We start from the raw sequence: 26,415 nt of genomic DNA on the forward strand, positions 1-26,415 counted from the left end.
GATCTTCGTCAAGGGCGAGGTCATCAAGACGGTGCCCGAGTCGAAGATCGTGGAGACCCTGATCGAGGAGGCCATGAAGCTCGCCGAGCAGATGGAGAAGGACGGCGTGACCTCCGGCGAGCCGTCCGTCTCCGTCGCGGAGTGACCTTTCCTTCCCGCGTTTTTCCCGAGTCCCGTCACCTGTGGGTGGCGGGACTCGGTCGTACGTCCGCCCAGACGCATTTCCCCGGACTGCGCGGCTCCACGCCCCACCGGTCGGCGAGCGCCTCCACCAGCAGCAGGCCCCGCCCGGACTCGTCGTCCCCCGGGTCCTGCGGGGGCCGGGGGTCGGGAAGGCGCTCGGTGCGGGTGTCGGAGACCTCCAGGCGTACTCCGTCCGGCGTATCGGTCAGCCGGACATGGAAGTCCCGCCCCGGCACATGCCCGTGCCGTACGGCGTTGGCGGCCAGCTCGGCGGCGATGAGCGTGACGGTCTCGTTGAGGGTGCCGTCGTAGGGGTGCCCCCACTCGTGGAGACGGTGTGAGACCAGACGCCGGGCGAGCCGGGCGCCCCGGGGACTGGACGTGAAGCGCATCTCGAACGCGTGCGCGGGCGGGGTGCGCTTCTGCATATGCCGGTCGGAGGGAGTTGCTGACTTCATGATGCTCACGCTCGCGCACGCTGCGTAGCGTTGAACAGCGGCTGAGCCGGGACCGTCGTGTGTTGTACGTGGTCGGGGCGCGTCTGTACGCGAGGTGAGCCGTAACCGGTGCCGCGCGAGAACGGTGAGGGGTGTATGAGCGAGGAGCAGACCACGGGGACGGGCGTGCCGCGCTTTTCGGACGGCAGTTGAAGAGGCTGCGGGCGTGGGCGGGGATAGGGCGCGCCGAACTGGGCGCGCGTACGGGCTATTCGGAGTCGACGATCGCCTCGTTCGAGCAGGGGAGACGGATTCCGTCGCGGCAGTTCATCGAGCGGGCGGATGAAGTGCTGGGCGCGCATGGGGTGTTGCTGGAGCTGGTCGAGGAGATGGAGAGGGCGCAGTATCCGCCGTTCTTCCAGGACGCGGCGAAGTTGGAGAGGGAGGCGGTCGCGTTGCACGTGTTCGCCGTCCAGGCGGTCCCCGGGCTGTTGCAGACGGAGGAGTATGCGCGGGCGGTGTTCACCATGTGGCGGCCTGCTCTGGATGAGGAGACGATCGAGCAGCGCGTGGCGGCGCGGCTGGCTCGGCAAGAGATCTTTGCACGGAAGCCCATGCCCACCATCAGCTTCGTGATGGAGGATGCGGTCCTGCGCAAGTGCTTAGGCGGATGGCCAGTCATGCGGGGGCAGTTGGAGCAGATTCTGCTGGTCGGCCATCGACGCAACGTGGAGATCCAGGTCATGCCGGATGACCGTGAGGAGCACGCGGCACTCTTCGGTCGATTCACCTTGATCGAGACGGTGAAAGGGCGCAGGATCGCTTACGTGGACGCACATACGAGCAGCCGCCTCTACACCGATCGCCAAACGGTCAGGGAGATGGAGGAGCGCTACGGCGTCCTGCGAGCCCAAGCTCTAACGCCGCGCCAATCGCTGGCCCACGTAGAGAAGTTGCTGGGGGAGAGATGAACGTCGAAGCGCTGTCCGAGCCGGTGTGGTTCAAAAGCAGCCACAGCAGCGGCGAAGGGGGGGAGTGCCTCGAAGTTGCCCTCGACTGGCGTAAGTCCACCTACAGCAGTGGTGACGGGGGCGAATGCGTAGAAGTCGCCCCCTGCCCCACCGCCATCCACGTACGCGACTCCAAGCACGACCCGGACACCGGTCCCACCCTCACCCTCCGGCCCGCGACCTGGGAGGCGTTCACAGGGTTTGCCGCTCGGTGACCGTACGCTTACGCTCTGCCGCCGGGCGGCGACGCGGTGGCACGGCAGGTACAGTGCGGAGATCAGCAGACCCCAGGGTGAGGCTTCCGCACGTGTTGACGCAGACCACCACTCGGGTCCTCGAACCGAGTGACCTGGACGCCGCGCTCGCGGTCCTCGACCGCGAGCCGGTCGCGAACGCGTTCGTGACGTCCCGGGTCCAGGTCGCCGGCCTCGACCCGTGGCGCCTCGGCGGCGAGATGTGGGGCTGGTACGAGGACGGCATGCTCACGTCGCTCTGCTACGCGGGCGCCAATCTCGTACCGATCTGCGCGACCCCCCGCGCGGTGCGCGCCTTCGCCGACCGCGCCCGGCGCGCCGGCCGCCGCTGCTCCTCGATCGTCGGCCCCGCCGAGCCCACCGCCCAGCTGTGGCGGCTGCTGGAGCCCGGCTGGGGCCCGGCCCGCGAGGTCCGCGCCCACCAGCCGCTCATGATCACCGACCGCATGCCCGCCGACATCGCCCCGGATCCCTACGTCCGCCGCATCCGCAAGGACGAGCTGGAGATGATCATGCCGGCGTGCGTGGCGATGTTCACCGAGGAGGTCGGCGTCTCCCCGCTGGCCGGTGACGGCGGGCTGCTGTACCAGGCGCGGGTCGCCGAACTCGTCGGCGCCGGGAGGTCCTTCGCCCGGCTCGACGACCAGGGCCGGGTCGTGTTCAAGGCGGAGATCGGCGCGGCCACCCCGCACGCCTGCCAGATCCAGGGTGTCTGGGTCGCCCCCGAGTACCGCGGCCAGGGCTTCGCGGCGCCCGGCATGGCGGCGGTGCTGCGGTACGCGCTCGCGGACGTGGCGCCGGTGGTGAGCCTGTACGTCAACGACTTCAACACCGCCGCCCGGCGGACGTACCACAGGGTGGGGTTCCAGGAGGTCGGCGCTTTCATGAGCATCTTGTTCTGAGAGGGGGCCGGCGCCCCGGTAGGCTCCAGGCATGCCGCGTACCCCCGACGACGTAGTGATCGGCCCCTTGGACCTGTCCGCACGCGTCGACGAGGCGCTCGCCGTGCAGGCCCTCGCTTTCGGGCTCGGCGCCGAGGAGATCGCCGTACGCCGCCAGATCGTGCTGCGGCACATGAACTACCCGGGGGCGCGCGCCCTCGGCGCCACCACCGGCGACGGACGGCTGGCCGGGTTCGTCTACGGCATGCCCAACGACCGTACACACTGGTGGTCCACCGTCGTCGAACCGTATCTGCGCGCCCACGGACATGACGACTGGCTCGACGACTCCTTCGTGATCACCGAGCTGCACGTCCACCCCCACCACCAGAACCGCGGCATCGGGCGCGCCCTGATCACCACCATCACCGACGGCGCCGCGCAGCCCCGCTCGATCCTCTCGGCGATCGACACCGACAGCCCGGCCCGCGGCCTGTACCACTCGCTGGGCTATGTGGATCTGGCGCGGCAGGTGGTCTTCCCCAGCGCACCCAAGCCGTACGCCGTGATGGGGGCACCGCTGCCGCTCCGTCGCCGATAACGGATTTCCACCGGCACAGCAAGCCCGGCTAACCTCCTAGCCATCACCCTCCCCCATCTCGGCCTCGCCCGGGCGGGGGGACCCTCATCGGCAGGAGTACGAGAAACGATGGCGAAGGCACCGGTCCAGCGCATGTCCCAGTTGATGGCGAAGACGCTGCGCGACGACCCGGCGGACGCCGAGGTCCTCAGCCACAAGCTGCTGGTCCGCGCCGGCTACGTCCGCCGCACCGCCGCCGGCGTGTGGACCTGGCTGCCGCTCGGCAAGAAGGTCCTCGCCAATGTGGAGCGGATCGTCCGCGAGGAGATGGACGCGATCGGCGCGCAGGAGGTGCTGCTCCCCGCCCTGCTGCCCCGCGAGCCGTACGACGCGACCGGCCGCTGGGACGAGTACGGCTCCGAGCTGTTCCGCCTCAAGGACCGCAAGGGCGGCGACTATCTGCTCGGCCCGACCCACGAGGAGATCTTCACCCTGTTGGTGAAGGACCAGGCGTCCTCGTACAAGGACCTGCCGGTCATCCTCTACCAGATCCAGACGAAGTTCCGGGACGAGGCCCGGCCCCGCGCGGGCATCCTGCGCGGCCGTGAGTTCCAGATGAAGGACTCGTACTCCTTCGACCTCGAGGACGAGGGCCTCGCCCAGTCCTACGCCCTGCACCGCCAGGCCTACCAGCGCATCTTCGAGCGCCTCGGCCTCGACTACCGCATCGTCGCCGCGACCGCGGGCGCGATGGGCGGCTCCAAGTCCGAGGAGTTCCTCGCCCCGGCCGGCGCCGGCGAGGACACCTTCGCGGACTGCCCGAACTGCGACTTCGCGGCCAACACCGAGGCGATCGCCTACGAGGCGAAGCCGGTCGACGCCACGGACGTGCCCGCGCTCGAGAAGATCCCGACCCCCGACACCCCGACCATCGAGACCCTCGCCGCCTCGCTCGGCGTCCCGGCCTCCGCCACCCTGAAGAACCTCCTCGTCAAGGTCGACGGCGAGATCGTCGCCGTCGGTGTCCCCGGCGACCGGGAGGTCGACATGGACAAGGTCGAGGCGCACTTCGCCCCGGCCGCCGTCGAGCTCGTCGGCGTCGAGGACTTCATCAACCGGCCCGACCTGGTCCGCGGCTACGTCGGCCCGCAGGGCCTGGACAAGGTCACGTACATCGCCGACCCGCGCGTGGCCCCCGGCACCTCCTGGATCACCGGTGCCAACGAGGAGGGCATGCACGCGAAGAACGTGGTCGCCGGACGTGACTTCGAGGTCGACGCGTACGTCGACGTGGTGGTGGTGAAGGAGGGCGACCCGTGCCCCAACTGCGGCACCGGGCTCAAGCTCGACCGCGCGATCGAGATCGGGCACATCTTCCAGCTGGGCCGCAAGTACGCCGACGCCCTCAAGCTCGACGTGCTCGGCCAGAACGGCAAGCCGGTCCGCGTGACCATGGGCTCCTACGGCGTCGGTGTCTCCCGTGCGGTCGCCGCGCTCGCCGAGCAGACCGCCGACGAGCAGGGCCTGTGCTGGCCCGCGGAGGTCGCCCCGGCCGACGTGCACGTCGTGGCGGCCGGCAAGGCGCTCCAGACCGAGCTGGCCCTCGAGGTGTCCGGGAAGCTGGCCGAGGCCGGCGCCCGCGTCCTGGTGGACGACCGGGCCGGTGTCTCGCCGGGCGTGAAGTTCACGGACGCCGAGCTGATCGGTGTGCCGAAGATCCTGGTGGCGGGCCGCCGCTCCGCCGAGGGCATCGTGGAGCTCAAGGACCGCCGGACGGGTGAGCGTGAGGAACTGACGGTGGACGAGGCCATCGCCCGCCTCACCGCCTGACGGCTCGCCCTCGTCGTCCTGCCGCCGGGCGGCGCCCTCGCAGTCCTGCCGCCCGGTCGCCGTCCGCGTCCGACGGCCTGACGGCCCGGTCCCGGTCCACTCCTTGACGGACGGACGCTCCTCCTGCGCCGCAACGGCCGCCGGTCACCGACCGGCGGCCGTCGGCGATCCGGGACCGCGCGGGGTTCTGTGCCACCTGGCCGGGGTCGGCCGGTCCGCCGTGCCTCCCTCGACGCGCGGTTGCGCATGGCCGCCGTGCTTGGCCCTGGTCCTGCGCCTGCGGCCGTGGCGGATGGCGGCCCGCGTCGGCCACGGCCCGCCCGCCCCGGGAACCCTGCCGCCCGGTCGCCGTCCGCCATGGCACCGGTGGGCCGCCCCGCTACAGCCAGGTCGCGAACTCGAGCAGGAGTTCCGCGTCCTGGGTGCGGCCCACGCGGCGTGCCCGTACCCCCGACTCGACCGCCCGGAACAGCGTCCAGCCGCGCAGCCGCTCCTGGTCCAGTTCCAGCGACTCCGCGAGCCGCTTCACCCGGCGGCGCGTGATCGCCGCGCCGGAAGGCGCCGCGATCAGGTCCTCCACCCGATCCCGCACCAGACGCGCCAGATCGAAGGCGCACTCGCCGACCACCGGATCGGGACCCACGGCCAGCCACGGCATCCGCTCCCCGGCGAGGATCTTGCTCTGCCGGAAGGTGCCGTGCAGCAGCCGGTCCTCGGGCGGATCGGCCAGCAGCCGCTCGCGGGCCGCGAGCGCCGCCTCGATCAACGGCGCCGCCTCGGGGTCCGTCCGGGCCCCCTCCCGCATCGACTCGGCCTGCCGCCCGGTGCGCCCCGCCACCGTCTCGAAGGAGTGCCCGGCAGGCGGCGCCACCCACAGCCGGCGCAGCGTGCCCGCCGCCTCCAGCAGGGCCCTCGCCTCCGGCAGCGAGCGCACCGACATCTCCGGATGGAGCCGCTCCAGCAGCAGCACCCCCCGCTCGGGGTCCGCGTCCAGGAGCCGTACCGCGCCGGAGCCGTTCCAGTGCGCGAGAGCCGCCCGCTCGCTCTCCGGCCGCGCCCGGGGCGGCGCCAGCTTCAGCACGACGGGTGTGCCGTCCGCCTGCCGCACCAGCAGCACAAGGCTGCTGCGCCCGCCCGGCGCCTGCACCCGCTCCACGGTCAACCCGCGTAGATCGACGGCCTGCCGGATCAGCTCGGGGAGCCGGTCCAGCCACTCGGCGCCACCGTCCGGCAGCGTCTCGCCGAGCGCCCGCACGAGACGCTGCGGCGGTTCGAAAGCCATGCGCGAGGAGTTCCTTTCCAGGTCGGCTTCGCACGCGTGCGGTGTGCGCGTACGCCAAGGTCCCGCAGGGCCGCTCAGGCCCGCGGTGTCACCGGCGCGGCAGGGGTGGCCCCGGCCGCCCGCTCGGCGAGACCAGGGAAGGCTACGCTCTCGCCGCTCCAGCGCACCGCCCGCACCGCCGCCTCCCGCAGCGCCTGCGCGGCGAACCGCCGCCGCTCGCCCGTCGAGGCCCGGACCAGGTCCGAGTACACCCCGGCCAGCCGCTCCTCCAGCTCGGCGGCGAGCCGCACGGCGGCGGCCGGGTCGGGGACGGAGAAGGGCAGCGCATACGCGGCAGCGGCGGCCTCCGGTGTGCCGCCCAGGTCCCGTACGGCCCGCGCCAGCTCGTCCCGCCGGGCGCGGTGGGCATCGTAGGCGGCGTGTGCCTCCGCCCGCCGGTCCTGCCGGATGCGCCCGCCGACCACACCGTAGCCGTAGACCGTGGCGTGCTCGGCGCGCAGGGCGGCCTGGAGGGCCGTCAGCTCGGCGCCGGCGGCCCTCGGCGTGCTGTCGCTGGTGCTCACTGTCCGCCTTCCGTCAGCAGATACACATGCGCGGCCCCGGCCGCCGCCACGGACGCCATCAGCCGCGCCAGCTCGCCCGGCACCTTCAGCAGCGCGTCGGTCCGCCGGTCGGCCAGGGCGCGCTCGGCCTGCGCCAGACCGGCGAGGGCCGCCTTGGGGTCGGCCGGTACGGCGGGCGCAGCCGGCGAGGCCGAAGTCGAGGGGGATGCCGAAGCCGAGGGGGATGCCGAGGTCCCCGCGCGGCTGCCGAACGCGTGTGCGTGCCGGACGACTTGGACTCGCAGCGGCTCCAGCCGGGCCGCGAGCGCCGGGTGGGCGGCGATCACGGCGGCGTACCGTTCCGCCAGCTTCTCGCTGTCACGGGCCGCACGCGCGCGTGCCCGGTCGGCGGCCGAGGAGCCGCGGCCCGGGCCGGCCGGGTCCAGGGCGCCGGTGCAGCCGGCGACCAGCGCGGCGCCCGCGGCCGAGGCGAACAGGCTCCTTCTGCGCAGGCGGATGCGCGGATGCGGGGGGAACGGCACGGCAGACGTCCTCGAAGACCTCGTACGAACGGATGGGCGGCTGCCCGTGATCACCGTACCCGCGCCCCGCCCCGCCACTCGCCATCGGCTCGGCCCGGGCCGCCGACGGCGCCGGTGGACGGCAACACCCCCCGGGACCGGATACCCTTTGACCTGACACGCGACCATCTCACAACAGCACACGCGGCCGAGGAGTCACCCGGATGAGCACCACCCAGAGCGAGAGGCTGCGAGAACTGCTGGAACCGCTCGTCAGCTCCCAGGGACTCGATCTCGAAGAGATCGCCGTGGACTCCGTCGGACGCAAGCGGGTGCTGCGCGTCGTCGTCGACTCAGACACCGGGGCGGACCTGGACCAGATCGCCGATGTGAGCCGCGCGCTCTCGGCGAAGCTCGACGAGACGGACGCGATGGGCGAGGGCGAGTACCTCCTCGAGGTCGGAACCCCGGGCGCGGAGCGCCTCCTCAAGGAACACCGGCACTACGTGCGGGCCGCGGGCCGGCTGGTGAAGTTCCAGCTGGCCGAGGGCGGCGAGCTGGTCGCCAGGATTGTGCGGGTCGACGACGACGGAGTCGACCTCGAGGTGCCAGGTGTGAAGGGCCGCAAGGCCACCACCCGCAGACTCGCCTTCCCGGACATCGACAGGGCGCGCGTACAGGTCGAGTTCAGCCGCAAGGACACGAAGGACATGAAGGAAGAGGAGGAGGCGTAGCCGTGGACATCGACATGAGTGCCCTGCGGGGCTTGGTACGGGAGAAGGAGATCTCCTTCGACCTGCTGGTCGAGGCGATCGAGGCGGCCCTCCTCATCGCCTACCACCGCACCGAGGGAAGCCGCCGCCACGCGCGCGTGGAGCTCAACCGGGAGACCGGCCATGTGACTGTGTGGGCGAAGGAGGACCCTGAGGACCTTCAGGAGGGGCAGGAGGCCCGCGAGTTCGACGACACCCCCTCGGGCTTCGGCCGGATCGCCGCCACCACCGCCAAGCAGGTCATCCTGCAACGCCTGCGCGACGCCGAGGACGACGCGACGCTCGGCGAGTACGCGGGCCGCGAGGGCGACATCGTCACCGGCGTGGTCCAGCAGGGCCGCGACCCGAAGAACGTGCTCGTGGACATCGGCAAGCTCGAGGCCATCCTGCCGGTGCAGGAGCAGGTGCCGGGGGAGAGCTACGAGCACGGCAAGCGGATCCGCTCGTACGTCGTTCGGGTGGCCAAGGGTGTGCGCGGTCCGTCCGTCACCCTCTCGCGCACCCACCCCAATCTGGTGAAAAAGCTGTTCGCGCTGGAGGTGCCGGAGATCGCCGACGGGTCCGTCGAGATCGCCGCGATCGCCCGTGAGGCCGGCCACCGCACCAAGATCGCCGTCCGGTCCACCCGATCGGGTCTGAACGCCAAGGGCGCCTGCATCGGACCGATGGGCGGCCGGGTGCGCAATGTCATGGGCGAGCTGAACGGCGAGAAGATCGACATCGTCGACTGGTCGGACGACCCGGCCGAGATGGTGGCCAACGCGCTCTCGCCGGCCCGTGTGTCCAAGGTGGAGGTCGTGGACTTCGCGGCCCGCTCCGCGCGGGTGACGGTCCCCGACTACCAGCTGTCGCTCGCGATCGGCAAGGAGGGGCAGAACGCCCGCCTCGCCGCCCGGCTCACCGGCTGGCGGATCGACATCCGACCGGACACCGAGCAGCCCGCGGACGGGCAGGGATGAGGCCGCTGGCCTCGGCCCGGGAATACATCCCGGCCGGGCGTCGCTGAGATCACGACAGTTTTCTGCGCAGCAACTGTTCGATTCTTGCCCCAAAGGGGTGAGGTCGGTACGGGGAGGTAGACTTAACCGTGTCTGGCCGGACGCACGCCCGCGTATGCCCTGAACGCACCTGTGTGGGGTGCCGGGAGCGAGCGGCCAAGATCGAACTGCTGCGCACCGTGGTGATCGAGGACGACTGTGTCCCCGATCCTCGCGGTACGCTGCCCGGCCGGGGAGCCTATGTGCACCCTGTGCCGGCCTGTGTCGACCTGGCGGTTCGCCGCCGGGCCTTCCCGCGGGCGCTTCGCGTCCCGGGACAGCTCGATGTAAAGGCGTTGCGCCACTACGTCGAGCAGACCGAAGGTTGCCGACAGCGCCTCGCTGAGCAGGCAGCACTGTAAGAAGCGCCGCACGGAACTCCGTGCGGTCTGGTACCTCGCGAGTCGAAAGCAGGTCGAGATTGCGATGAGCACTCGATGAGTACGCGATGAGTACGCCCATGAACTAGCGACGGTCCGGCCGCAACCCGGACCTCAAAGGAGCGAAGTGGCTAAGGTCCGGGTCTACGAACTCGCCAAGGAGTTCGGTGTGGAGAGCAAGGTCGTCATGGCCAAGCTCCAGGAACTCGGTGAATTCGTCCGTTCGGCGTCCTCGACTATCGAGGCGCCCGTAGTACGTAAGCTGACCGACGCCTTGCAGCAGGGCAACGGCGGTGGCGCGAAGGCCGCCGCCCCCCGCAAGGCAGCACCGGCGAAGCCGGCCGCGCCCTCTCCGGCACAGGCCGCACGTCCGGCTGCCCCGCGCCCGCCGGCGCCCAAGGCCCCGGCGGCCGAGCGCCCCGCGGCCGAACGTCCCGGGGCCGAGCGCCCCGTGGCGGAGCGCCCCGCGGCCCCGGGTCCGCGGCCGGCGCCCGGCCCGAAGCCCGCGCCGCGGCCCGCCCCGGCGGCACCCACGCCGGGTACGCCCGAGTTCACGGCGCCGCCGTCGGCTCCGGCCACCCCGGCCCCGCGTCCGGGAGCCCGTCCCGGCGCCCCGAAGCCCGGCGCACGTCCGGCCGCGCACGGCCAGGGGCAGGGTCAGGGTCAGGGCGGCGGTCAGGCCGCTCGTCCGGGCGCTCAGCGTCCTGGCGGCCCGGGACAGCGTTCCGGTGCCCGTCCGGCCGGTCCGCGTCCGGGTAACAACCCCTTCACCTCCGGTGGCTCCACCGGCATGGCGCGCCCGCAGGCGCCGCGTCCGCAGGGCCCCCGCCCGGGCGGTCCCGGTGGCCCCGGCGCCCCGCGTCCGCAGGGCGCGGGCCAGGGCGGTCCCCGTCCGCAGGGTGCGGGCGGCGGTCCCCGTCCGCAGGGTGCGGGCGGCGGTCCCCGTCCGCAGGCTCCGGGCGGTCCGCGCCCGAGTCCGGGCTCGATGCCCCGTCCGCAGGGCGGTCCGCGTCCCGGTGGCGGTCCCGCGGGCCCGCGTCCGAACCCCGGCATGATGCCGCAGCGTCCCGCTGCCGGCCCGCGTCCCGGTGGCGGCCCCGGCGGCCGTCCGGCCGGTGCGGGTCGTCCCGGCGGCGGCGGTCGTCCGGGCGGCGGCGGCTTCGCCGGTCGTCCCGGCGGCGGCGGTGCCGGTCGTCCCGGCGGCGGCGGCTTCGCCGGCCGTCCCGGTGGCGGCGCTCCCGGCGGTGGCGGCGGCTTCGGCGGTGGCGGCGGTGGCCGTCCCGGCTTCGGCGGTCGTCCCGGTGGTCCGGGTGGTCGCGGTGGCACGCAGGGTGCGTTCGGCCGTCCCGGCGGTCCGGCGCGTCGCGGCCGCAAGTCGAAGCGGCAGCGCCGTCAGGAGTACGAGGCCATGCAGGCCCCGTCGGTCGGCGGTGTGATGCTGCCTCGCGGCAACGGCGAGGCCATTCGCCTGTCGCGCGGTGCGTCGCTCACCGACTTCGCGGAGAAGATCAACGCCAACCCGGCGTCCCTCGTCGCGGTCATGATGAACCTGGGCGAGATGGTCACGGCCACGCAGTCCGTCTCCGACGAGACCCTGCTGCTCCTCGCCGGCGAGATGAACTACACGGTTCAGATCGTCAGCCCCGAGGAGGAGGACCGCGAGCTGCTCGAGTCCTTCGACCTGGAGTTCGGTGAGGACGAGGGCTCCGAGGAGGACCTGGTCGTCCGTCCGCCGGTGGTGACCGTCATGGGTCACGTCGACCACGGCAAGACCCGTCTGCTCGACGCCATCCGCAAGACGAACGTCATCGCGGGCGAGGCCGGTGGCATCACCCAGCACATCGGTGCCTACCAGGTCGCGACCCAGGTCAACGGCGACGACCGGGCGATCACCTTCATCGACACCCCGGGTCACGAGGCGTTCACCGCCATGCGTGCCCGTGGTGCCAAGTCGACGGACATCGCGATCCTCGTGGTCGCGGCCAACGACGGTGTTATGCCGCAGACGGTCGAGGCCCTGAACCACGCCAAGGCGGCCGAGGTGCCGATCGTGGTCGCGGTCAACAAGATCGACGTCGAGGGCGCGGACCCGACCAAGGTGCGCGGTCAGCTGACCGAGTACGGCCTCGTGGCCGAGGAGTACGGCGGCGACACGATGTTCGTCGACATCTCCGCCAAGCAGGGCCTGCACATCGACAGCCTGCTGGAGGCCGTGGTCCTCACGGCCGACGCCGCCCTGGACCTTCGGGCCAACCCGAACCAGGACGCGCAGGGCATCTCGATCGAGTCCCGTCTCGACCGCGGCCGCGGTGCCGTGGCGACGGTCCTCGTCCAGCGAGGCACGCTGCGGGTCGGCGACACGATGGTGGTCGGCGACGCGTACGGCCGCGTCCGGGCGATGCTCGACGACAACGGCAACAACGTGGCCGAGGCCGGCCCGTCGACGCCGGTGCAGGTCCTGGGTCTGACCAACGTCCCGGGTGCCGGAGACAACTTCATCGTGGTCGAGGAGGACCGTACGGCCCGCCAGATCGCGGAGAAGCGTGCCGCCCGCGAGCGGAACGCCGCGTTCGCCAAGCGCACGCGCCGTGTGTCGCTGGAGGACCTGGACAAGGTGCTCAAGGCCGGCGAGGTCCAGCAGCTGAACCTGATCATCAAGGGTGACGCTTCCGGTTCGGTCGAGGCGCTCGAGTCCTCTCTGCTCCAGCTCGACGTCGGCGAAGAGGTCGACATCCGCGTCCTGCACCGCGGCGTCGGTGCGGTCACGGAGTCGGACATCGACCTGGCGATGGGCTCGGACGCCATCGTGATCGGCTTCAACGTCCGTGCGGCAGGCCGCGCGGCGCAGATGGCCGAGCGCGAGGGCGTGGACGTCCGGTACTACTCGGTCATCTACCAGGCGATCGAGGAGATCGAGGCGGCCCTGAAGGGCATGCTGAAGCCGGAGTTCGAGGAGGTCGAGCTCGGTACGGCGGAGATCCGCGAGGTCTTCAAGTCGTCCAAGCTGGGCAACATCGCCGGTGTGCTCATCCGCTCGGGCGAGGTCCGACGCAACACCAAGGCCCGCCTCATCCGCGACGGCAAGGTGGTCGCGGAGAACCTCACCATCGAGGGTCTGCGTCGCTTCAAGGACGACGTCACCGAGATCCGCGAAGGCTTCGAGGGTGGTATCAACCTCGGAAACTTCAACGACATCAAGGTCGACGACGTCATCGCGACGTACGAGATGCGCGAGAAGCCGCGGGTGTAACCACCCAGCGGTGTGAGTACGGATGGATCGCTGCTGGCCGACGGGACCACGTCCCGTCGGCCAGCGCGCCGTCTGTCCGGGCTGCCTGCCCGGAGAAAACCCCTTCGAGTCGCCTCCGGTGTTCGTTGTACGGTTTTCGTGTCCCTGCGCCTCCCGGCGGCGGGGCCATCGATCCCGTACCGGCGGGTCATCCGGATGCATACATGTATGTGGGGACGCTGTCCTTCGACCTCCTCCTGGGCGACGTACGGTCGCTGAAGGAGAAGCGCTCCGTCGTCCGACCGATCGTCGCCGAACTCCAGCGGAAGTACGCGGTGAGTGCGGCCGAGGTGGACCACCTGGACCTCTACCGGCGGGCCTGTATCGGCCTGGCCGTGGTCTCCGGTGACGCGGGGCATGTGACCGACGTACTGGACCGGTGCGAGCGGCTGGTCGCCGGCCGCCCCGAGGTGGAACTGCTGTCCGTGAGACGGCGCTTCCACGGCGACGACGACTGAGCAAGAACAGCAAGAACACAGACAGGAAAGAACGGGAGACGGACCAGTGGCCGACAACGCGCGGGCTAAGAGGCTGGCGGACCTCATCCGAGAGGTGGTGGCCCAGAAGCTGCAGCGCGGGATCAAGGACCCGCGGCTCGGCTCGAACGTCACCATCACGGACACCCGGGTGACGGGCGATCTGCGGGAGGCGACCGTCTTCTACACGGTGTACGGGGACGACGAGGAGCGACAGGCCGCGGCCGCGGGCCTGGAGAGCGCCAAGGGCATCCTGCGCTCCGAGGTCGGACGCGCCGCGGGCGTGAAGTTCACGCCCACCCTCACCTTCGTCGCGGACGCCCTTCCGGACACCGCCCGGACCATCGAGGACCTCCTCGACCAGGCGCGCGCCTCCGACGCGAAGGTGCGCGAGGCGGCCACGGGTGCCGCGTACGCCGGTGACGCCGACCCGTACAAGAAGCCCGGCTCCGAGGACGAGACGGACGACACCGCCGAATGACCCAGCAGCACACCACGCCCGACGGCCTCGTCATCGTCGACAAGCCGTCGGGCTTCACTTCGCACGACGTCGTCGCCAAGATGCGCGGAATCGCCCGGACACGGCGCGTGGGACATGCCGGCACCCTGGATCCGATGGCGACCGGCGTGCTCGTCCTCGGTGTGGAGAAGGCCACCAAGCTCCTCGGGCACCTCGCCCTGACCGAGAAGGAGTACCTGGGCACCGTCCGGCTCGGGCAGACCACCGTCACGGACGACGCAGAGGGGGACGTCACCTCCTCGACCGACGCGTCCAGGATCACCCGCGACGCCATCGACGCGCGGATCGCCAAGCTGACCGGCGACATCCTCCAGGTTCCGTCCAAGGTCAGCGCCATCAAGATCGACGGCGTGCGCTCGTACAAGCGGGCGCGCGACGGCGAGGACTTCGAGATCCCCGCCCGGCCGGTCACCGTCTCCTCCTTCACGGTGTACGACGTCCGCGACGCCGTCGCCGAGGACGGCACCCCGGTGCTGGACCTGCTGGTCTCCGTCGTCTGTTCCTCCGGGACCTACATCCGGGCCCTCGCCCGCGACCTGGGCGCCGGACTCGGTGTCGGCGGACACCTCACCGCGCTGCGGCGCACCCGCGTCGGACCGTACAAGCTCGAGTCCGCACGCACCCTGGACCAGCTCCAGCAGGAGCTGACCGTGATACCGATCGCGGAGGCCGCCTCGGCCGCGTTCCCCCGCTGGGACGTGGACGCCAAGCGCGCCCGGCTGCTGACCAACGGCGTGCGCCTGGAGATGCCCGGCGAGTACACGGGCGCCGGCCCCGTCGCCGTCTTCGACCCCGAGGGCCGTTTCCTCGCGCTCGTCGAAGAGCTCAAGGGCAAGGCGAAGAGCCTGGCCGTCTTCGGCTGACGCCGGTGCCCGTGGAGCGGCGGTCACGGGGATCGAGCCGCCGCTCCACGGTCCCCCCTCGGTTCCCCCTCCCAGAGGTGTATCCATCCCCCCGCGCCTATTCACCCCATCGAGCAGGCGCTCGGAGTGAACGGAGGGGGCAGAAGGGGGCGCGTTCGGCGCAAGATCTGTTCCGTTGATCACCATCGGCCTACCGTCGAGCCCAGGCACGGCGGGGAGGTTCGAGCATGGCGGTTCAAGGCCCTCGGACAGTGGACCGCGGCGGGCAGGGGCACGGCCCGGAACCCGCCCTTGAACGGGTGTGCGACCTGGCGGGCCGCCCCCGCGGCACCGGGTTCGCGGTCGAGCACCGGGGCACGGTGATCACGAGCCACGAGGCCGTCGAGGGGCTGGCACGCCTGGTGCCGCACACGCCGAGCGGACGCGCCCGCGTGGTGGACGCCGACGCGGTGACGCCCCTGCCGTACGCCGGCCTCGCCCTGGCCCGCCCCGCCGACTGCGCGGTGCACGGCGGAGCCCTCGCCCTCCTCGTCCGCGATCCCCGTACCCGCGCCCGGCACCTCCCGGGGGCCCTCGCGCGCTTCGCCGCCGGAGACCCCCAGGTGTCCCCGAGTGCCCTGGCCACGGCCCTCACCACCCATCCGGAACCGGTGCTCTCCGCGTTCCGCACCCGGCTGGGACACTCCGGACCCGAGGCCGGCGAGACCCTGTGCGCCCTCGCCGACGTCACCACGCCCGCCCTCGCCCGCCGGGTCGCCGCCCTGATCCGCGAGGCCGTGGCACAGCGCCGGGAGGACGGGAGCACCTCCGGCCCGGGAGCCGCGCCGAGCCTCGCCCAGCACATCGCCGCCTACGTCGCCCGGCGCGTCGGCCACGGCCTCGCCGCCGTACCGTCCTTCTGCCGCTGGTCGCCGGACTGCTCGACGGGGGACCGCCGAGCGTGCGGTCCGTGCTCGCCGCCGTCCTGGCCGCGCCCGGCGGCGAGGAGTCGCGCCCGCTGCGGCATGAGCTGCTCGACCTGCTGCTGGCGCGGGAGGGGGACCCCGCGGTCCTCGACGTCCCGCTGCGGGCCGCCGCCGGCGGTGTGCACCACGGCATGGACCCCGGCGGGGCCGCGCACGCCCGCCGTGTGATCCACCGGGCGGCCCTGCTGCTGGCCCGTACCCGGGAGGGCGCCGCCCGCCTCGACCGCGGGCTGCTCGAGCCGGCCCGGCAGGCACCGGCCTTCGCACAGCTCGCCGCCCGCTGGATGGCCGAGGCCCCGGGGGAGTGGGCCGTCCTGGTCGGCCCGGGCACCCGCCGCATGATCGAGGTCCTCGCGTCCGCACGGGTCCCGGCGTGACTTGCCCCGGCCGATCGGTCGTGGGCGGGGGTGTCCTGGCCGGGTGGTGGTGGGCGGGGGTGTCCTGGCCGGGTGGTGGTGGGCGGGTGTGTCCCGGCCGGTTGGTGGTGGGTCGGTCTGTCCCGGCCGACCGCTCGTGGGCCGGTCTGCCCCCGCCAGATCGGTCGTGGTCCGACCGGACCCGGCCGTCCGGTTTGCGTGCCGCCCGTCACAGCAACCATGCCGATGCGGGCCGAAGGCGCCTGGCATGGCACCCTTAGACCTGCGTATGAGGCAGACACGGACACGGGTTCGACGAGGAGCGGTCACAGTGCAGCGCTGGCGTGGCTTGGAGGACATCCCCGAGGACTGGGGACGCAGCGTCGTCACCATCGGCTCCTATGACGGAGTCCACCGCGGACACCAGTTGATCATCAAGCACGCCGTGGAACGCGCCCGTGAGCTGGGCGTTCCCTCGGTCCTCGTCACCTTCGACCCGCACCCCAGCGAGGTCGTGCGCCCCGGCAGCCACCCGCCGCTGCTCGCCCCGCACCACCGGCGCGCCGAACTGTGCGCCGAACTGGGCGTCGACGCGGTCCTGATCCTGCCCTTCACCACCGAGTTCTCCCGGCTCTCGCCCGCCGACTTCGTGGTGAAGGTCCTCGTCGACAAGTTGCACGCCAAGGCCGTCGTCGAGGGCCCCAACTTCCGCTTCGGCCACAAGGCCGCCGGGAACGTGGAGTTCCTGGCCGAGCAGGGCAAGACGTACGACTTCGAGGTCGAGGTGGTCGACCTGTACGTGACCGGTGAGGCGGGCGGCGGCGAGCCCTTCTCCTCCACCCTGACCCGGCGACTGATCGCCGAGGGCGATGTGGAGGGCGCCAGCGAGATCCTCGGGCGTCCGCACCGGGTCGAGGGCGTGGTGGTGCGCGGTGCCCAGCGCGGCCGCGACCTCGGCTTCCCGACCGCCAACGTCGAGACCCTGCCGCACACCGCGATCCCCGCCGACGGCGTCTACGCCGGGTGGCTGCACGTCCAGGGCGAGGCGATGCCGGCCGCGATCTCCGTCGGCACCAACCCCCAGTTCGACGGCACCGAGCGGACCGTGGAGGCGTACGCCATCGACCGGGTGGGCCTGGACCTGTACGGGCTGCATGTCGCCGTCGACTTCCTCGCGTTCGTCCGCGGCCAGGCCAGGTTCGAGTCGCTCGACGCCCTGCTGGAGCAGATGGCGGAGGACGTGAAGCGCTGCCGTGAGCTGATCGCGGCCGCGGAAGGCCGCGCCTGAACCCGCCTGCCGAACCCGCCCGCCGAACCCATCTGCTGGATTCGCCCGCCCGGTTCCTTCGGGAAACCCCCTGCCGCCGCGCTCGGTTGTAGAATCCTGACCGTCCGTAAGGTCGGTGGAACGGAGTGAACCGGTGGCGACTGAGCAGGAGAAGGAAGCGCTGTACGCCCTGGACATCAGCGACGTCGAGTGGGTCGGCTCCCCTGACGGTCCCCAGGACGAGCGGGTGGAGATCGCCTATCTGGAAGGCGGCGCCGTCGCGATGCGCAACTCCGCGGACCCCGACACGGTGCTCCGCTACACCGCGGCGGAGTGGCGGGCGTTCGTCCTCGGGGCGCGCGACGGGGAGTTCGATCTGCGGTAGTGATACGGACGCCAGAGGGCCGGCACCGTGACGGTGCCGGCCCTCTGGCGTTGCCCGGCCGGTCCGCGACCGGCCCCAGTCCCTTGCTGCTGTGTTACTGCTGTGTCCAGCCGGGCGGTACGGGGCCCTGCTGCGGCTGGTTCTGCTGCGGATCCTGGGCCTGTGCCGGGGGCTGCTGCCAGCTCTGCCCCGGCGCCGGAGGCTGCTGCTGCCAGCTCTGCCCCGGTGCGGGCTGCTGCCAGCCCTGCCCCGGCTGGGGGGCGCCACCGGGCTGGGCGTAGGGCTGCTGGGGCTGCTGCGGAGGCGCGTACCCCTGGGGGTGCTGCTGGAACTGGAGGTTCGGGTTGCCGAAGCCCTGCTGCGTCCGGGCGATGTCCTCGGCGACGAGAGCGGCGAGATCGAAGTAGGCCTCGCGGGTCTTCGGACGCATCATGTTGAGGTCCACCTCGGCGCCCGCCGAGAGGTGCTCGTCGAAGGGCACCACGACGACACCGCGGCAGCGGGTCTCGAAGTGCGCGACGATGTCCTCCACCTTGATCATCTTGCCCGTCTCGCGGACACCGGAGATCACGGTGATCGACCGCTGGACCAGATCGGCGAACCCGTTCGCCGAGAGCCAGTCGAGCGTGGTGGAGGCGCTGCTCGCCCCGTCCACCGAGGGCGTGGAGATGATGATCAACTGGTCGGCGAGGTCCAGGACTCCGCGCATCGCGCTGTAGAGCAGACCGGTACCCGAGTCCGTGAGGATGATCGGATACTGCCGGCCCAGCACCTCGAGCGCGCTGCGGTAGTCCTGGTCGTTGAAGGTGGTGGAGACCGCCGGGTCCACGTCGTTGGCGATGATCTCCAGACCCGAGGGGGCCTGCGAGGTGAAGCGGCGGATGTCCATGTAGCTGTTCAGCTGCGGGATCGCCTGCACGAGGTCGCGGATGGTGGCGCCCGTCTCGCGCCGCACCCGACGGCCGAGGGTGCCGGCGTCCGGGTTGGCGTCGATCGCCAGGATCTTGTCCTGGCGCTCGGTGGCGAGCGTCGCGCCGAGCGACATGGTCGTCGTGGTCTTGCCCACGCCGCCCTTGAGGCTGATCACCGCGATCCGGTAGCAGGACATCACGGGCGTACGGATCAGCCCCAGCTTCCGCTGCCGCTCGGCCTCCTCCTTCTTGGCGCCGAACTTGAACCGGGACGAGCCCGCGTTGTTCTTGCGGGCCTTGGGCTGGTTGCGCAGCAGCCGGTCGGAGGAGAGCTCCACGGCGGCGTTGTAGCCGAGCGGGGTGCCGGGCGCGGCCTGCTGCTGTGGGGCACCGGGCCCGGCCTGGGGACCGACCGGGGCCGTCCAGCCCTGGTTGCCGTAGGCGTCGTGCGGGGCAGCGGGGTGCTGCTGGGGTGCCTGCTGCTGCGGCGCCTGCTGCTGGGGCACCTGTTGCTGCGGCGCCTGTTGCTGGGGCAGAGGCTGGGCCGGAGGCTGCTGGTGGGGCGTGGGCTGCTGGTGGGGCGTGGGCTGCGCGGGCTGCTGGTGGGGCGCGGGCTGCTGCGGAGTGGGCAGCGGGTAGCCGTAGCCGGGCTGCTGCGGCGGATAACCGTAGGCGACCGGTCCGGGCTGCTGCGGCAGCGGCTGGGCGGGCGGCTGCGGGTAGCCGTAACCGGCGGCCTGCGGCTGCGGGGGCTGGGGCTGGGGCTGCCCGGGCTGCGTCGGGAAGGCGGGCGGCTGGGCCGGGAACGCGGACGGCTGGGGCGGGCCGAACGTGCCCTGCGGAGGCGTCGGCTGTCCGGGTCCTGGCTGGGCGGGGGGCTGAGGATGCCCGTACCCGGTGGCCTGCCCGGGGATGCCCTGGGCGGCGGCCGGGGCCTGGCCCGGCTGCCCTGCCTGCTGCGGTACACCCTGGACGGGGTGCGCGGTGACATAGCCCTCCGGCAGCGGGGGAAGCTCCGGGTCCGCCTGGGGTGCCGCCGGCGGCTGTGCGGCGGGCGGCGCGGGTGGCTGCTGCCCCTGCGTCGCGGGCAGAGGGCCTGGAGCGGCGGGCGCCGGCTCCCTCTCAGCCCCCGCCTGTGCCTGTGCCTGTGCGGCTGCCGCCGTGGCCGCCTCCGCGCCGGTCTCTGCCTCCGGTTGTACTTCCGGCTCTGCTTCCGGCCCCGTTTCAGCCGTCCTTGACACGGTCTCAGGGACGGTCTGAGCGGCGGACTCAGCATCGGGCCGTACGCCCGCAGTCTCCTCGCCCTCCGCACCGGACACGGACCCGGCAAAGTCACCGGGCTCCGCCTCCTCGAACCGCTCCTCCTCCGGCTGCTCGTCGTCGGCATCGCCGAACAGCCGTTCCGCCTCGGCGTCGGCGGCGGCGTGGTTGAGTTCGGGCATCGGCTGCTCGGGGACGGTCCCCGAGGGAACGCTCGCCGTCGGGGCAGCGGCCTGGGGCGGGTCGGCGGGGAGCGGGCCGGCCGGAGGCGGGTTGCCCTGGGGCGGGTTGCTCTGCGGCGCGTTGGCCTGGGCGTCCTCGTCGACCGGTCGCAGCACGGGGAAGCCGGGCGCGCTGGACGGCTGGGCCGGCACCTGCTGCTGGGGCGGCAGGCCGTAACCGCCCGGTGCCCCCTGGCTCGGCTGGGGTGCGCCCGCGGCTGTCTGCTGGGGTGCGCCCGCGGCCGTCTGCTGGGGGTAGCCGTAGCCGCCGGGGGCCATGGCGCCTGCGGTCGGCTGGGCAGTGCCCGGCGCGGGGTGCTGCTGCGGAAATCCGTAGCCGTCCGTTGCGTACGGGTTCGCACCGGGCGCACCAGGTGCGCCGCCGGGTACGCCGGGTGTGCCTTGCGCGGGCTGCTGCGGCACGCTCTGGGCGTACGGCTGCGCCGGCGCGGGCACCTGGGGTGCCGCAGCGTGCGGCGCGGCGGCCTGGGATGCCGGCGGCTGGGGCACGGCGGCCTGGGGCGCGGGAGTGTGCGGTGCGGGGACCTGGGCTGCCGGAGTGTGCGGTGCGGGGACCTGGGGGGCGGGAGCGCCCGGCGGCCCGACGGGCGGCCCTGCGTGCGGTCCCGGAGGTGGCGGTGGCGGTGCCTGGCCGGCCTCCCGCGGTCCGGCGGCCGCGGAGCCACCCTGCGTGCTTTGGGCGTACCAGGCGGGAGGCGTGTAGACGATTTCGAATTCGCCGGTGAGGTCAACCTCTTGATCGTCCCCGTCCGAGGACGGGCTGCCGCCGTTGTACTCGGACCGATCGCTGTTCACTGCTTGCCTCCTGGTCAGCCACTGCTGCTGAGTTGGTCGTCGTCGCGGCCGGGCGGACCGAGTGGCGAGTCCCACGCGGCTGCGATCGTCACCGCATCACCAGAAGACTAATCACTCGTATCGCGGGAGGGAAAAGTGGCCGTGGGGGGCCGCCGGCCGGCGCCGTGCGTCCCGAGACGACGTGGCGTCAGTCCATACGGCGGGCCGCGCCGAGAAGGCCCGTCTCCGCGTCGGTGGGTTCGGTCATGACGAACTTGCGGTGCTTGCGGGTGCACCACAGGGCGACGCCGTCGTAAAGAGTCGGCAGCAGCTGGAGATGCTCGTCCGGGATGCCCAGGGTGTCGCGAACGATTTCGGTCTCCTGGGGCGAGATGCGCTGAATTCCGACCAGTTGGGCCTGAGCCAGCCAGCGGGGCGCGTGCTCGCTGACGAAGGGCAGCACCGTCACCACGGCCTGCCACGGCAGGGAGGTCACCCGCCCGCGCGGCGGGCGGACGCCGCAGTCCCGGATCAGCACCACCGGGCTGGAGACGGAGGGGCCCTGAGCGGGCACCCGTCCCACCGGATAGACCGTCACACACTGCTGACCGCCGCCCGCCGCCTGCGCCAACTGCTGCCAGGCCTGCGGACGGCCGGTCTCCACGCCCACGCGCGCGCCCGTCGCGGCGGCGCGCAGCGCCAGCACCTGGGCGAGCCAGAGACCGCCCACGAGGACGACGTCGAAGGGAGTGGGACGGGACAGGCCGAGCACGGCGGGCTGCGATTCCGGGTCCGTACCGATGATCACGCCGTCGTCACCGATCGGCATGCTGATCGCCGCGAGCTCGTCGACGGTGACCACATGCCGGTTCCGGCGCGGCCCGCGCAGCCCGAAACCCGGGCTGAAGATGCGCCGCTGCTCCTGCGGCGTCTCCGGCTCCCGGACGACGGGAATCATCCCGGTGTCGGTGGGCGAGGCAACGTGCGCCGGCGTGCGCCCGGCGGCCCGTCCGTGCTGCCCCGGGTCCGTGACCGTGGTGGGGTGGGACATCAGTACGTACCTCCGAGCGGCAAAGTGGCGAGGGCTCCGGGGACCTGCTCCCGGTCGAGGCGTACCAGCCCGACCTTCGCGGTGCTCGCGGCCCGCTCCAACTCCCGTCCCACCTGGCCGAGTTCGCTGTCGCCGCGGGCGGTGATACGAAGGTGCCCGGCGAGGGAGACACCCCGGTTGCCGGCCCTGCCCAGGGTCACACTGAACGTGGTGGCGAGCACCGGGAGCGAGGTGAGCCGTGTGACCAGTTCGGGCAGCGCCACACCGCTGTCACCCAACTGCGGCCAGCGGGAGAGCCAGTACGTGGTGTGCCACCGGTCGTCGACCCGCCAGCTCCGTACCGACTCGACCGTACGCCGCTGGGCCGGACGCCCGTCCTGGGCGTGCTGCGCATTGGCCCGCGGGTTCAGACAGCTGGACGTCGCGAGCGCCTGAACCAGCTCGCTCTCGTCCAGGATGGTCGCCTTGAAACCGGCCCCGGCCAGCCGGCTCACCAACTGGTCCGCCACGCGCAGCAGGGCGCGCTGCGCCCCGGGAACGCCGTCGCCCCGGGCCTGTACCGCCTCCGGGCACAGCTCCGGGTCGAGTTTGAGGGCGACCCAGGTGAGCCGCAGCGCGGGAGAGCCGGCCTGCGCCTGGAGTGGGCCGTACGACCGCACGGCGACCGACTGCGGCGGCAGATGCGGCGCGGGTGCCGGCTGCGTGTGCTGCACGATCTGAGCGGACGCCAGACGGATCCCGTCGACCTCCAGGGCGTCGTGGATCAGCTGGAGCGGCAGCCCACGCCCGGCGGACTCGGGACGCAGCGGCTGGTCTCCCGGCTGCACGAAGAGCACGGTGGTCAGGAAGGTGCCGTCACCGATCATGCCGATCGAGCGGTCGTCACGGGACACGAAGCGGTACGTCCGCAGGGCCGGGTCGCACTCCACGGTCGGGGCCAGCAGCGGGTCCGTCCCGGGCGGGACGGGCACCTTGGCCTCACGCCTGCGGCGCCGCAGCGCGCGTGTCGTCTCGTACCACTCGGGCAGCGGCCGGTGGCCCCGGCGCAGAACGGCGAGGAGCAGCAGCAGCGCCGCCACCGCACCGGCCGGGGCCAGCAGCCAGGCGGCGTCGGTGGCCCAGGCGACCAGCATGATCGCCGCCGCGAGCTCCATCAGAACGAGCTGCGGCAGGCGCAGCGGGCCCATACCGCCCGGGCTGGGCAGCGTACGCGGCGACGCGACGGCGGGGGCCGGAGCCGGCACGCGTCTGCGGTCCGGACCGCCCTGTTGCTGCTGTGCGCGGTCTCTGCGCCGCGTGCTCGTAGCGCTGGTCATCCCCCGGGACATCCCTTTCGCGAAATTGTGGCCGTTCGTCGGGCCGAGATCCTCTGTCGGAGATCCCGGCGACGGGCCAGGGGCACCGATGGCCCACCTCGTCCATGCGCGGGCCTCACGGTACCCGCTGCCGAACGCCGGGCGACACACGGGACACCGGAACCCCAGGTGGCCAGCCTGTCATGGACCGGCCCCGCGTGGTGGAGCGCTGTGTGAGGCTCTGTGAAGATGCGGCAGCAGCCCTCCACCTGATGAACCGTCGCACCACTGCGCAGTGCGATAGTAAGGGCCTGCTCGGCCGGAGCGGCCTTTCGAGCACACGGAGCATCACAAAACGGGAGACCTGGGGACCATGGCAAAGCGTCGGGACGAGCTCGCCGCCTACACGTTCGCTCGCAAGCGCACCGTCGCGGCGTTCCTGGCACCATCGCCGGGAGGCTCCGACGAAGGCGCACCGCGCGCCATGCAGACGGTGATGCCCAGCCTGGCGATGGGAGTCGTGCTGGTGGTGGGCTTCATCGCCTGGGGTGTGATCAAGCCGTCGGCGCCGAAGGGCTGGGACACCCCCGGCGAGTACATCATCGTCGACAGCGACTCCACGACACGCTACGTCGTCCTCAACGACAAGGCCGCGAACGGCAAGGCGACCGCGACACTGCACCCCGTCCTCAACTACGCCTCCGCCAAGCTGCTCCTCGACAAGGGCAAGGGCAACGTCATCGAGGTGCCCGGCAAGGAGATCGACAAGAGCGGGATCCCGCACGGCGCGACCCTCGGCATCCCCTACGCGCCCGACCGGCTGCCCGCGAAGGAGGACGCGGAGAAGGCGAAGACCTGGGCGGTGTGCGAGCGGCCCGCCCCGGGATCGGACGGCGCCATCGGCCGCGCCGTCTTCGTCCTCGACACGGGCGACGCGAAGACACTGGAGAACAGCGGGAAGGTCGACGCCCATGAGGCCCTGTACGTGGTCGACTCCAAGACCTCACGCGAGTACCTGGTGGACGGCAAGGGCAACGCCTTCCAGCTGGGCGGGCCCTCGGGCCTGGACAACACCACCATGGAGCAGCTGCGCGCCGCCGTCATCGGCACCGCGGCCCGGCCGCAGCCGGTGAGCCAGCAGTGGCTGCACACGCTCAACGAAGGCGGCGTCATCACCTTCCCGACGGTTCCGTCCGCCGGCCAGGCGACATCGGTCAAGGGCCTGCCCCAGGAGGCGCAGACGGTGGGCCGGGTGCTCAAGGCCGAAGACGCGCAGGGCACTCAGTACTACGTCGTGCTCCGTGACCGGGTGGCCACCATCACACCCTTCGTGGCCAACCTGCTGAAGAGCTCGCCCTCCGCCAGACTGGCCTACGGCACCGGCGGGGTCACCGACATCAAGGTCAGCACCCCGGACATCATCGCCGCCAACGGCGGCCAGGCCGACAACTTCTACGCGGACAAGGGCTGGCCCCAGAGCGTTCCGCGGCAGGCCAACCCGGCGGCCTCCGGCGGCGAGGAGGCCCGCACCACCTCGTGCAGCGTCTACAAGGGCGCCATCGGCGGGGACAGGAAGCCGCAACTCGCCGCCTGGGCCGGAACGACGTACCCCAAGAAGGTCATCGCCGACTCGATGAGCGCCTATGTCTCGTCCGGCTCCGGACTGCTCTTCCAGGAGGTCACCGGTACGGCGCAGGGCGGCGGTGCCACGTACCTGCTGACCGACACCGGCCTGCGCTACTCGCTGCCGTCGAACAACGACAGCGCCGCAGCGTCATCGTCCGCGACCTCTTCCTCTGCCTCCTCCTCATCGTCGTCGTCCTCGTCCGACGGGCCGAGCGAAACGGACAAGGCGCGCACGCGGCTCGGCTACGAGAAGGTCTCCAACCCCGCGGTAGTACCGCAGTCTTGGGCGACCTTCATCCCCAAGGGACCCACTTTGGACACCGGCAGCGCGGCACAGCCGCAGGCCCAGTGAGCGCCCAACAGGCGTCTCGGCGACCCGACTTGACGGCGTACCATCACAGGGTCATCGCTCAAGTGTGTGAGCCGTGTAACTGATTGGCCTTGTCTGTGGATGAGTGACAGGCTGACGATAGAGTGTTTGCAGCACTCAAAGCTGCGAAGCTTTTCCGGGCACCTGGCAGGTTTCCCGGATCAACGACGACATGGGGGAAGGTTCATCATGGCCGGCCAGTTCCGGGTAACAGAAGACGAACTGACCAAGCTCTCCGGCGACATCAGCACCGCGAACGGTCAGATCCAGGGAGAGATCCGCCGTCTCAACGGTGTGATCGACCAGATCGCGGGCGGCTGGCAGGGCCAGGCGGCCCAGTCCTACCGCCAGTTGCAGGAGCGCTGGAACGCGGACGCGAAGAGGATGAGCGACATCCTCAACGACATCAAGGAAGCCGTGGACTCCACGCGGAGCAACTACTCCGCGTCGGAAGAGCAGCAGAACTCGGAGATCAGCAAGATCATGTCCGACTTCGGCTGATCCGGCCGCTTCGGACCCAAGTTCTCAGCACTTCCCACTGCTTTCCACCGATTTCCTTCGACTCTCCCTGAAAAGGAACGCGATGTCGATCCTCGTCAATTACGCAACCATCACCAACGCGTCCACGGATGTGCGCAGCACCGCCGGCCGCATCAAGCAGCAGCTCGACGACCTCGAGGCCGCGGTCAAGCGTGTCGCCAGCACCTGGGAAGGTGAGGCGCAGGAGGGCTACCAGCGCAAGCAGCGTGAGTGGGACACGACCGCCGCGGACCTGCACGCGACCCTTCTGAAGATCTCCACGGCGCTCCAGAGTGCGGCCGAGAACTACCAGGCCACGGAGAAGAGCAACGCCTCGACCTGGGGCTGAGCCGTCGGCGGCCCGAGGGACACGACATGAGGACAATCGGCCCAGCCGACGCCGCGGCGTCCGCTGGGCCGACCCCGTGTCCGGGGTCGCGCACAGTAGAGAACGCAAACCTTCACAAACGCTGACGCACCCTCACATGTGCTGGCGCATCTTCACACACCGACATGACCCAGCTTCGTAGGAAGCA

Annotated in this window: 26 protein-coding genes and 1 pseudogene; 20 read left to right on the forward strand and 7 right to left on the reverse strand. The window is 71.8% G+C overall.

Annotated elements, in window-relative coordinates; translation table 11 throughout:
* Positions 1 to 145 (forward strand): annotated as a pseudogene (locus tag ABZ876_RS34515) (4-hydroxy-3-methylbut-2-en-1-yl diphosphate synthase); the annotation flags it as partial.
* Positions 146 to 176: 31 nt separating this feature from the next.
* Here the strand turns inward: ABZ876_RS34515 and ABZ876_RS34520 are convergent.
* Positions 177 to 641, reverse strand: coding sequence for an ATP-binding protein (locus ABZ876_RS34520; RefSeq protein ID WP_361789213.1), 465 nt, complete (start codon positions 639 to 641; stop codon positions 177 to 179).
* 131 nt (positions 642 to 772) lie between these two features.
* Here ABZ876_RS34520 and ABZ876_RS34525 point away from each other — a divergent pair, with 131 nt between their 5' ends.
* From ABZ876_RS34525 to ABZ876_RS34545, 5 genes are all read left to right on the forward strand, one after another.
* A complete protein-coding gene (locus ABZ876_RS34525) occupies positions 773 to 1,591 on the forward strand; it encodes a helix-turn-helix transcriptional regulator (protein WP_361789215.1) in 819 nt (272 codons plus the stop codon).
* Positions 1,588 to 1,845 carry a DUF397 domain-containing protein gene (locus tag ABZ876_RS34530; protein WP_361789217.1) on the forward strand — a complete coding sequence of 86 codons (258 nt, stop codon included), beginning with the start codon at positions 1,588 to 1,590 and terminating at the stop codon, positions 1,843 to 1,845. The genes ABZ876_RS34525 and ABZ876_RS34530 overlap by 4 nt, the downstream gene beginning before the upstream one ends.
* A 92-nt stretch (positions 1,846 to 1,937) precedes the next feature.
* Positions 1,938 to 2,786: a GNAT family N-acetyltransferase gene (locus ABZ876_RS34535; protein ID WP_361789219.1), complete on the forward strand. Its 849-nt coding sequence runs from the start codon at positions 1,938 to 1,940 to the stop codon at positions 2,784 to 2,786.
* A 31-nt stretch (positions 2,787 to 2,817) separates the two neighbouring features.
* Positions 2,818 to 3,366, forward strand: a complete 549-nt coding sequence (locus ABZ876_RS34540; RefSeq protein ID WP_361789221.1) for a GNAT family N-acetyltransferase — start codon at positions 2,818 to 2,820, stop codon at positions 3,364 to 3,366.
* Between the two features lie 108 nt (positions 3,367 to 3,474).
* Entirely contained in the window at positions 3,475 to 5,175 is a 1,701-nt protein-coding gene (locus ABZ876_RS34545; protein WP_361789223.1) for a proline--tRNA ligase, read from the forward strand.
* A 379-nt stretch (positions 5,176 to 5,554) separates the two neighbouring features.
* Here the strand turns inward: ABZ876_RS34545 and ABZ876_RS34550 are convergent, their stop codons facing one another.
* The 3 genes from ABZ876_RS34550 to ABZ876_RS34560 form a co-directional block, all read right to left on the reverse strand.
* On the reverse strand, positions 5,555 to 6,457 hold the full coding sequence (locus tag ABZ876_RS34550; protein ID WP_361789224.1) for an aminoglycoside phosphotransferase family protein: 903 nt from the start codon (positions 6,455 to 6,457) through the stop codon (positions 5,555 to 5,557).
* Between the two features lie 74 nt (positions 6,458 to 6,531).
* Complete coding sequence (locus tag ABZ876_RS34555) at positions 6,532 to 7,020, reverse strand: ferritin-like domain-containing protein (protein WP_361789226.1); 489 nt, start codon at positions 7,018 to 7,020, stop codon at positions 6,532 to 6,534.
* The gene (locus ABZ876_RS34560; protein ID WP_361789228.1) at positions 7,017 to 7,541 is read right to left on the reverse strand and encodes a hypothetical protein; all 525 of its coding nucleotides are present in this window, start codon (positions 7,539 to 7,541) and stop codon (positions 7,017 to 7,019) included. Before ABZ876_RS34560 ends, ABZ876_RS34555 begins: the two co-directional genes overlap by 4 nt.
* A gap of 203 nt (positions 7,542 to 7,744) precedes the next feature.
* On the opposite strand from ABZ876_RS34560, the gene rimP reads away from it, so the two are divergent.
* From rimP to ABZ876_RS34615, 11 genes are all read left to right on the forward strand, one after another.
* Positions 7,745 to 8,254: a ribosome maturation factor RimP gene (gene rimP / locus ABZ876_RS34565; RefSeq protein ID WP_361789230.1), complete on the forward strand. Its 510-nt coding sequence runs from the start codon at positions 7,745 to 7,747 to the stop codon at positions 8,252 to 8,254.
* Positions 8,255 to 8,256: 2 nt separating this feature from the next.
* Positions 8,257 to 9,252, forward strand: coding sequence for a transcription termination factor NusA (gene nusA / locus ABZ876_RS34570; RefSeq protein WP_361789232.1), 996 nt, complete (start codon positions 8,257 to 8,259; stop codon positions 9,250 to 9,252).
* Between the two features lie 128 nt (positions 9,253 to 9,380).
* On the forward strand, positions 9,381 to 9,692 hold the full coding sequence (locus ABZ876_RS34575) for a YlxR family RNase P modulator (RefSeq protein WP_361789234.1): 312 nt from the start codon (positions 9,381 to 9,383) through the stop codon (positions 9,690 to 9,692).
* Positions 9,693 to 9,837: 145 nt separating this feature from the next.
* A complete protein-coding gene (gene infB / locus ABZ876_RS34580; RefSeq protein WP_361789236.1) occupies positions 9,838 to 12,960 on the forward strand; it encodes a translation initiation factor IF-2 in 3,123 nt (1,040 codons plus the stop codon).
* Positions 12,961 to 13,163: 203 nt separating this feature from the next.
* Complete coding sequence (locus ABZ876_RS34585) at positions 13,164 to 13,457, forward strand: DUF503 domain-containing protein (RefSeq protein ID WP_361789238.1); 294 nt, start codon at positions 13,164 to 13,166, stop codon at positions 13,455 to 13,457.
* Positions 13,458 to 13,503: 46 nt separating this feature from the next.
* The gene (gene rbfA / locus ABZ876_RS34590) at positions 13,504 to 13,956 is read left to right on the forward strand and encodes a 30S ribosome-binding factor RbfA (RefSeq protein WP_361789240.1); all 453 of its coding nucleotides are present in this window, start codon (positions 13,504 to 13,506) and stop codon (positions 13,954 to 13,956) included.
* Positions 13,953 to 14,858 (forward strand): tRNA pseudouridine(55) synthase TruB, encoded by a 906-nt coding sequence (gene truB, locus ABZ876_RS34595; RefSeq protein WP_361789242.1) that lies wholly within the window; start codon positions 13,953 to 13,955, stop codon positions 14,856 to 14,858. The genes rbfA and truB overlap by 4 nt, the downstream gene beginning before the upstream one ends.
* Before the next feature lie 227 nt (positions 14,859 to 15,085).
* The gene (locus ABZ876_RS34600; protein WP_361789244.1) at positions 15,086 to 15,991 is read left to right on the forward strand and encodes a hypothetical protein; all 906 of its coding nucleotides are present in this window, start codon (positions 15,086 to 15,088) and stop codon (positions 15,989 to 15,991) included.
* On the forward strand, positions 15,988 to 16,200 hold the full coding sequence (locus ABZ876_RS34605; protein ID WP_361789245.1) for a hypothetical protein: 213 nt from the start codon (positions 15,988 to 15,990) through the stop codon (positions 16,198 to 16,200). The genes ABZ876_RS34600 and ABZ876_RS34605 overlap by 4 nt, the downstream gene beginning before the upstream one ends.
* A 310-nt stretch (positions 16,201 to 16,510) precedes the next feature.
* On the forward strand, positions 16,511 to 17,467 hold the full coding sequence (locus ABZ876_RS34610) for a bifunctional riboflavin kinase/FAD synthetase (protein ID WP_361789247.1): 957 nt from the start codon (positions 16,511 to 16,513) through the stop codon (positions 17,465 to 17,467).
* Between the two features lie 133 nt (positions 17,468 to 17,600).
* Positions 17,601 to 17,831, forward strand: coding sequence for a DUF397 domain-containing protein (locus ABZ876_RS34615; RefSeq protein WP_234518597.1), 231 nt, complete (start codon positions 17,601 to 17,603; stop codon positions 17,829 to 17,831).
* A 94-nt stretch (positions 17,832 to 17,925) separates the two neighbouring features.
* Here ABZ876_RS34615 and ABZ876_RS34620 read toward each other — a convergent pair whose 3' ends face one another.
* The 3 genes from ABZ876_RS34620 to eccE form a co-directional block, all read right to left on the reverse strand.
* Positions 17,926 to 21,039: an SCO5717 family growth-regulating ATPase gene (locus ABZ876_RS34620; protein WP_361789249.1), complete on the reverse strand. Its 3,114-nt coding sequence runs from the start codon at positions 21,037 to 21,039 to the stop codon at positions 17,926 to 17,928.
* A 187-nt stretch (positions 21,040 to 21,226) separates the two neighbouring features.
* On the reverse strand, positions 21,227 to 22,069 hold the full coding sequence (locus ABZ876_RS34625) for a hypothetical protein (protein ID WP_361789251.1): 843 nt from the start codon (positions 22,067 to 22,069) through the stop codon (positions 21,227 to 21,229).
* On the reverse strand, positions 22,069 to 23,385 hold the full coding sequence (eccE, locus tag ABZ876_RS34630) for a type VII secretion protein EccE (RefSeq protein ID WP_361789253.1): 1,317 nt from the start codon (positions 23,383 to 23,385) through the stop codon (positions 22,069 to 22,071). Before eccE ends, ABZ876_RS34625 begins: the two co-directional genes overlap by 1 nt.
* A 352-nt stretch (positions 23,386 to 23,737) precedes the next feature.
* Here eccE and eccB point away from each other — a divergent pair, with 352 nt between their 5' ends.
* From eccB to ABZ876_RS34645, 3 genes are all read left to right on the forward strand, one after another.
* Positions 23,738 to 25,342, forward strand: coding sequence for a type VII secretion protein EccB (gene eccB / locus ABZ876_RS34635; protein WP_361789255.1), 1,605 nt, complete (start codon positions 23,738 to 23,740; stop codon positions 25,340 to 25,342).
* Positions 25,343 to 25,549: 207 nt separating this feature from the next.
* Complete coding sequence (locus ABZ876_RS34640) at positions 25,550 to 25,861, forward strand: WXG100 family type VII secretion target (RefSeq protein ID WP_361665786.1); 312 nt, start codon at positions 25,550 to 25,552, stop codon at positions 25,859 to 25,861.
* Between the two features lie 82 nt (positions 25,862 to 25,943).
* Complete coding sequence (locus ABZ876_RS34645) at positions 25,944 to 26,228, forward strand: WXG100 family type VII secretion target (protein ID WP_361789257.1); 285 nt, start codon at positions 25,944 to 25,946, stop codon at positions 26,226 to 26,228.
* Positions 26,229 to 26,415: the final 187 nt, after the last annotated feature.

It is taken from the genome of Streptomyces sp. NPDC046931 (genome assembly GCF_040644655.1).
GTDB lineage: Bacteria > Actinomycetota > Actinomycetes > Streptomycetales > Streptomycetaceae > Streptomyces.

Bases quoted from the DNA above. Each gene is read 5' to 3' on its own strand.
- rimP (WP_361789230.1), top strand. From the start codon at position 7,745: ATGAGCACCACCCAGAGCGAGAGGCTGCGAGAACTGCTGGAACCGCTC.
- ABZ876_RS34540 (WP_361789221.1), top strand. From the start codon at position 2,818: ATGCCGCGTACCCCCGACGACGTAGTGATCGGCCCCTTGGACCTGTCC.
- ABZ876_RS34545 (WP_361789223.1), top strand. From the start codon at position 3,475: ATGGCGAAGGCACCGGTCCAGCGCATGTCCCAGTTGATGGCGAAGACG.
- eccB (WP_361789255.1), top strand. From the start codon at position 23,738: ATGGCAAAGCGTCGGGACGAGCTCGCCGCCTACACGTTCGCTCGCAAG.
- eccE (WP_361789253.1), bottom strand. From the start codon at position 23,385: ATGACCAGCGCTACGAGCACGCGGCGCAGAGACCGCGCACAGCAGCAA.
- ABZ876_RS34585 (WP_361789238.1), top strand. From the start codon at position 13,164: ATGTATGTGGGGACGCTGTCCTTCGACCTCCTCCTGGGCGACGTACGG.
- ABZ876_RS34645 (WP_361789257.1), top strand. From the start codon at position 25,944: ATGTCGATCCTCGTCAATTACGCAACCATCACCAACGCGTCCACGGAT.
- truB (WP_361789242.1), top strand. From the start codon at position 13,953: ATGACCCAGCAGCACACCACGCCCGACGGCCTCGTCATCGTCGACAAG.
- ABZ876_RS34550 (WP_361789224.1), bottom strand. From the start codon at position 6,457: ATGGCTTTCGAACCGCCGCAGCGTCTCGTGCGGGCGCTCGGCGAGACG.
- ABZ876_RS34640 (WP_361665786.1), top strand. From the start codon at position 25,550: ATGGCCGGCCAGTTCCGGGTAACAGAAGACGAACTGACCAAGCTCTCC.
- ABZ876_RS34520 (WP_361789213.1), bottom strand. From the start codon at position 641: ATGAAGTCAGCAACTCCCTCCGACCGGCATATGCAGAAGCGCACCCCG.
- ABZ876_RS34530 (WP_361789217.1), top strand. From the start codon at position 1,588: ATGAACGTCGAAGCGCTGTCCGAGCCGGTGTGGTTCAAAAGCAGCCAC.
- ABZ876_RS34600 (WP_361789244.1), top strand. From the start codon at position 15,086: ATGGCGGTTCAAGGCCCTCGGACAGTGGACCGCGGCGGGCAGGGGCAC.
- ABZ876_RS34625 (WP_361789251.1), bottom strand. From the start codon at position 22,069: ATGTCCCACCCCACCACGGTCACGGACCCGGGGCAGCACGGACGGGCC.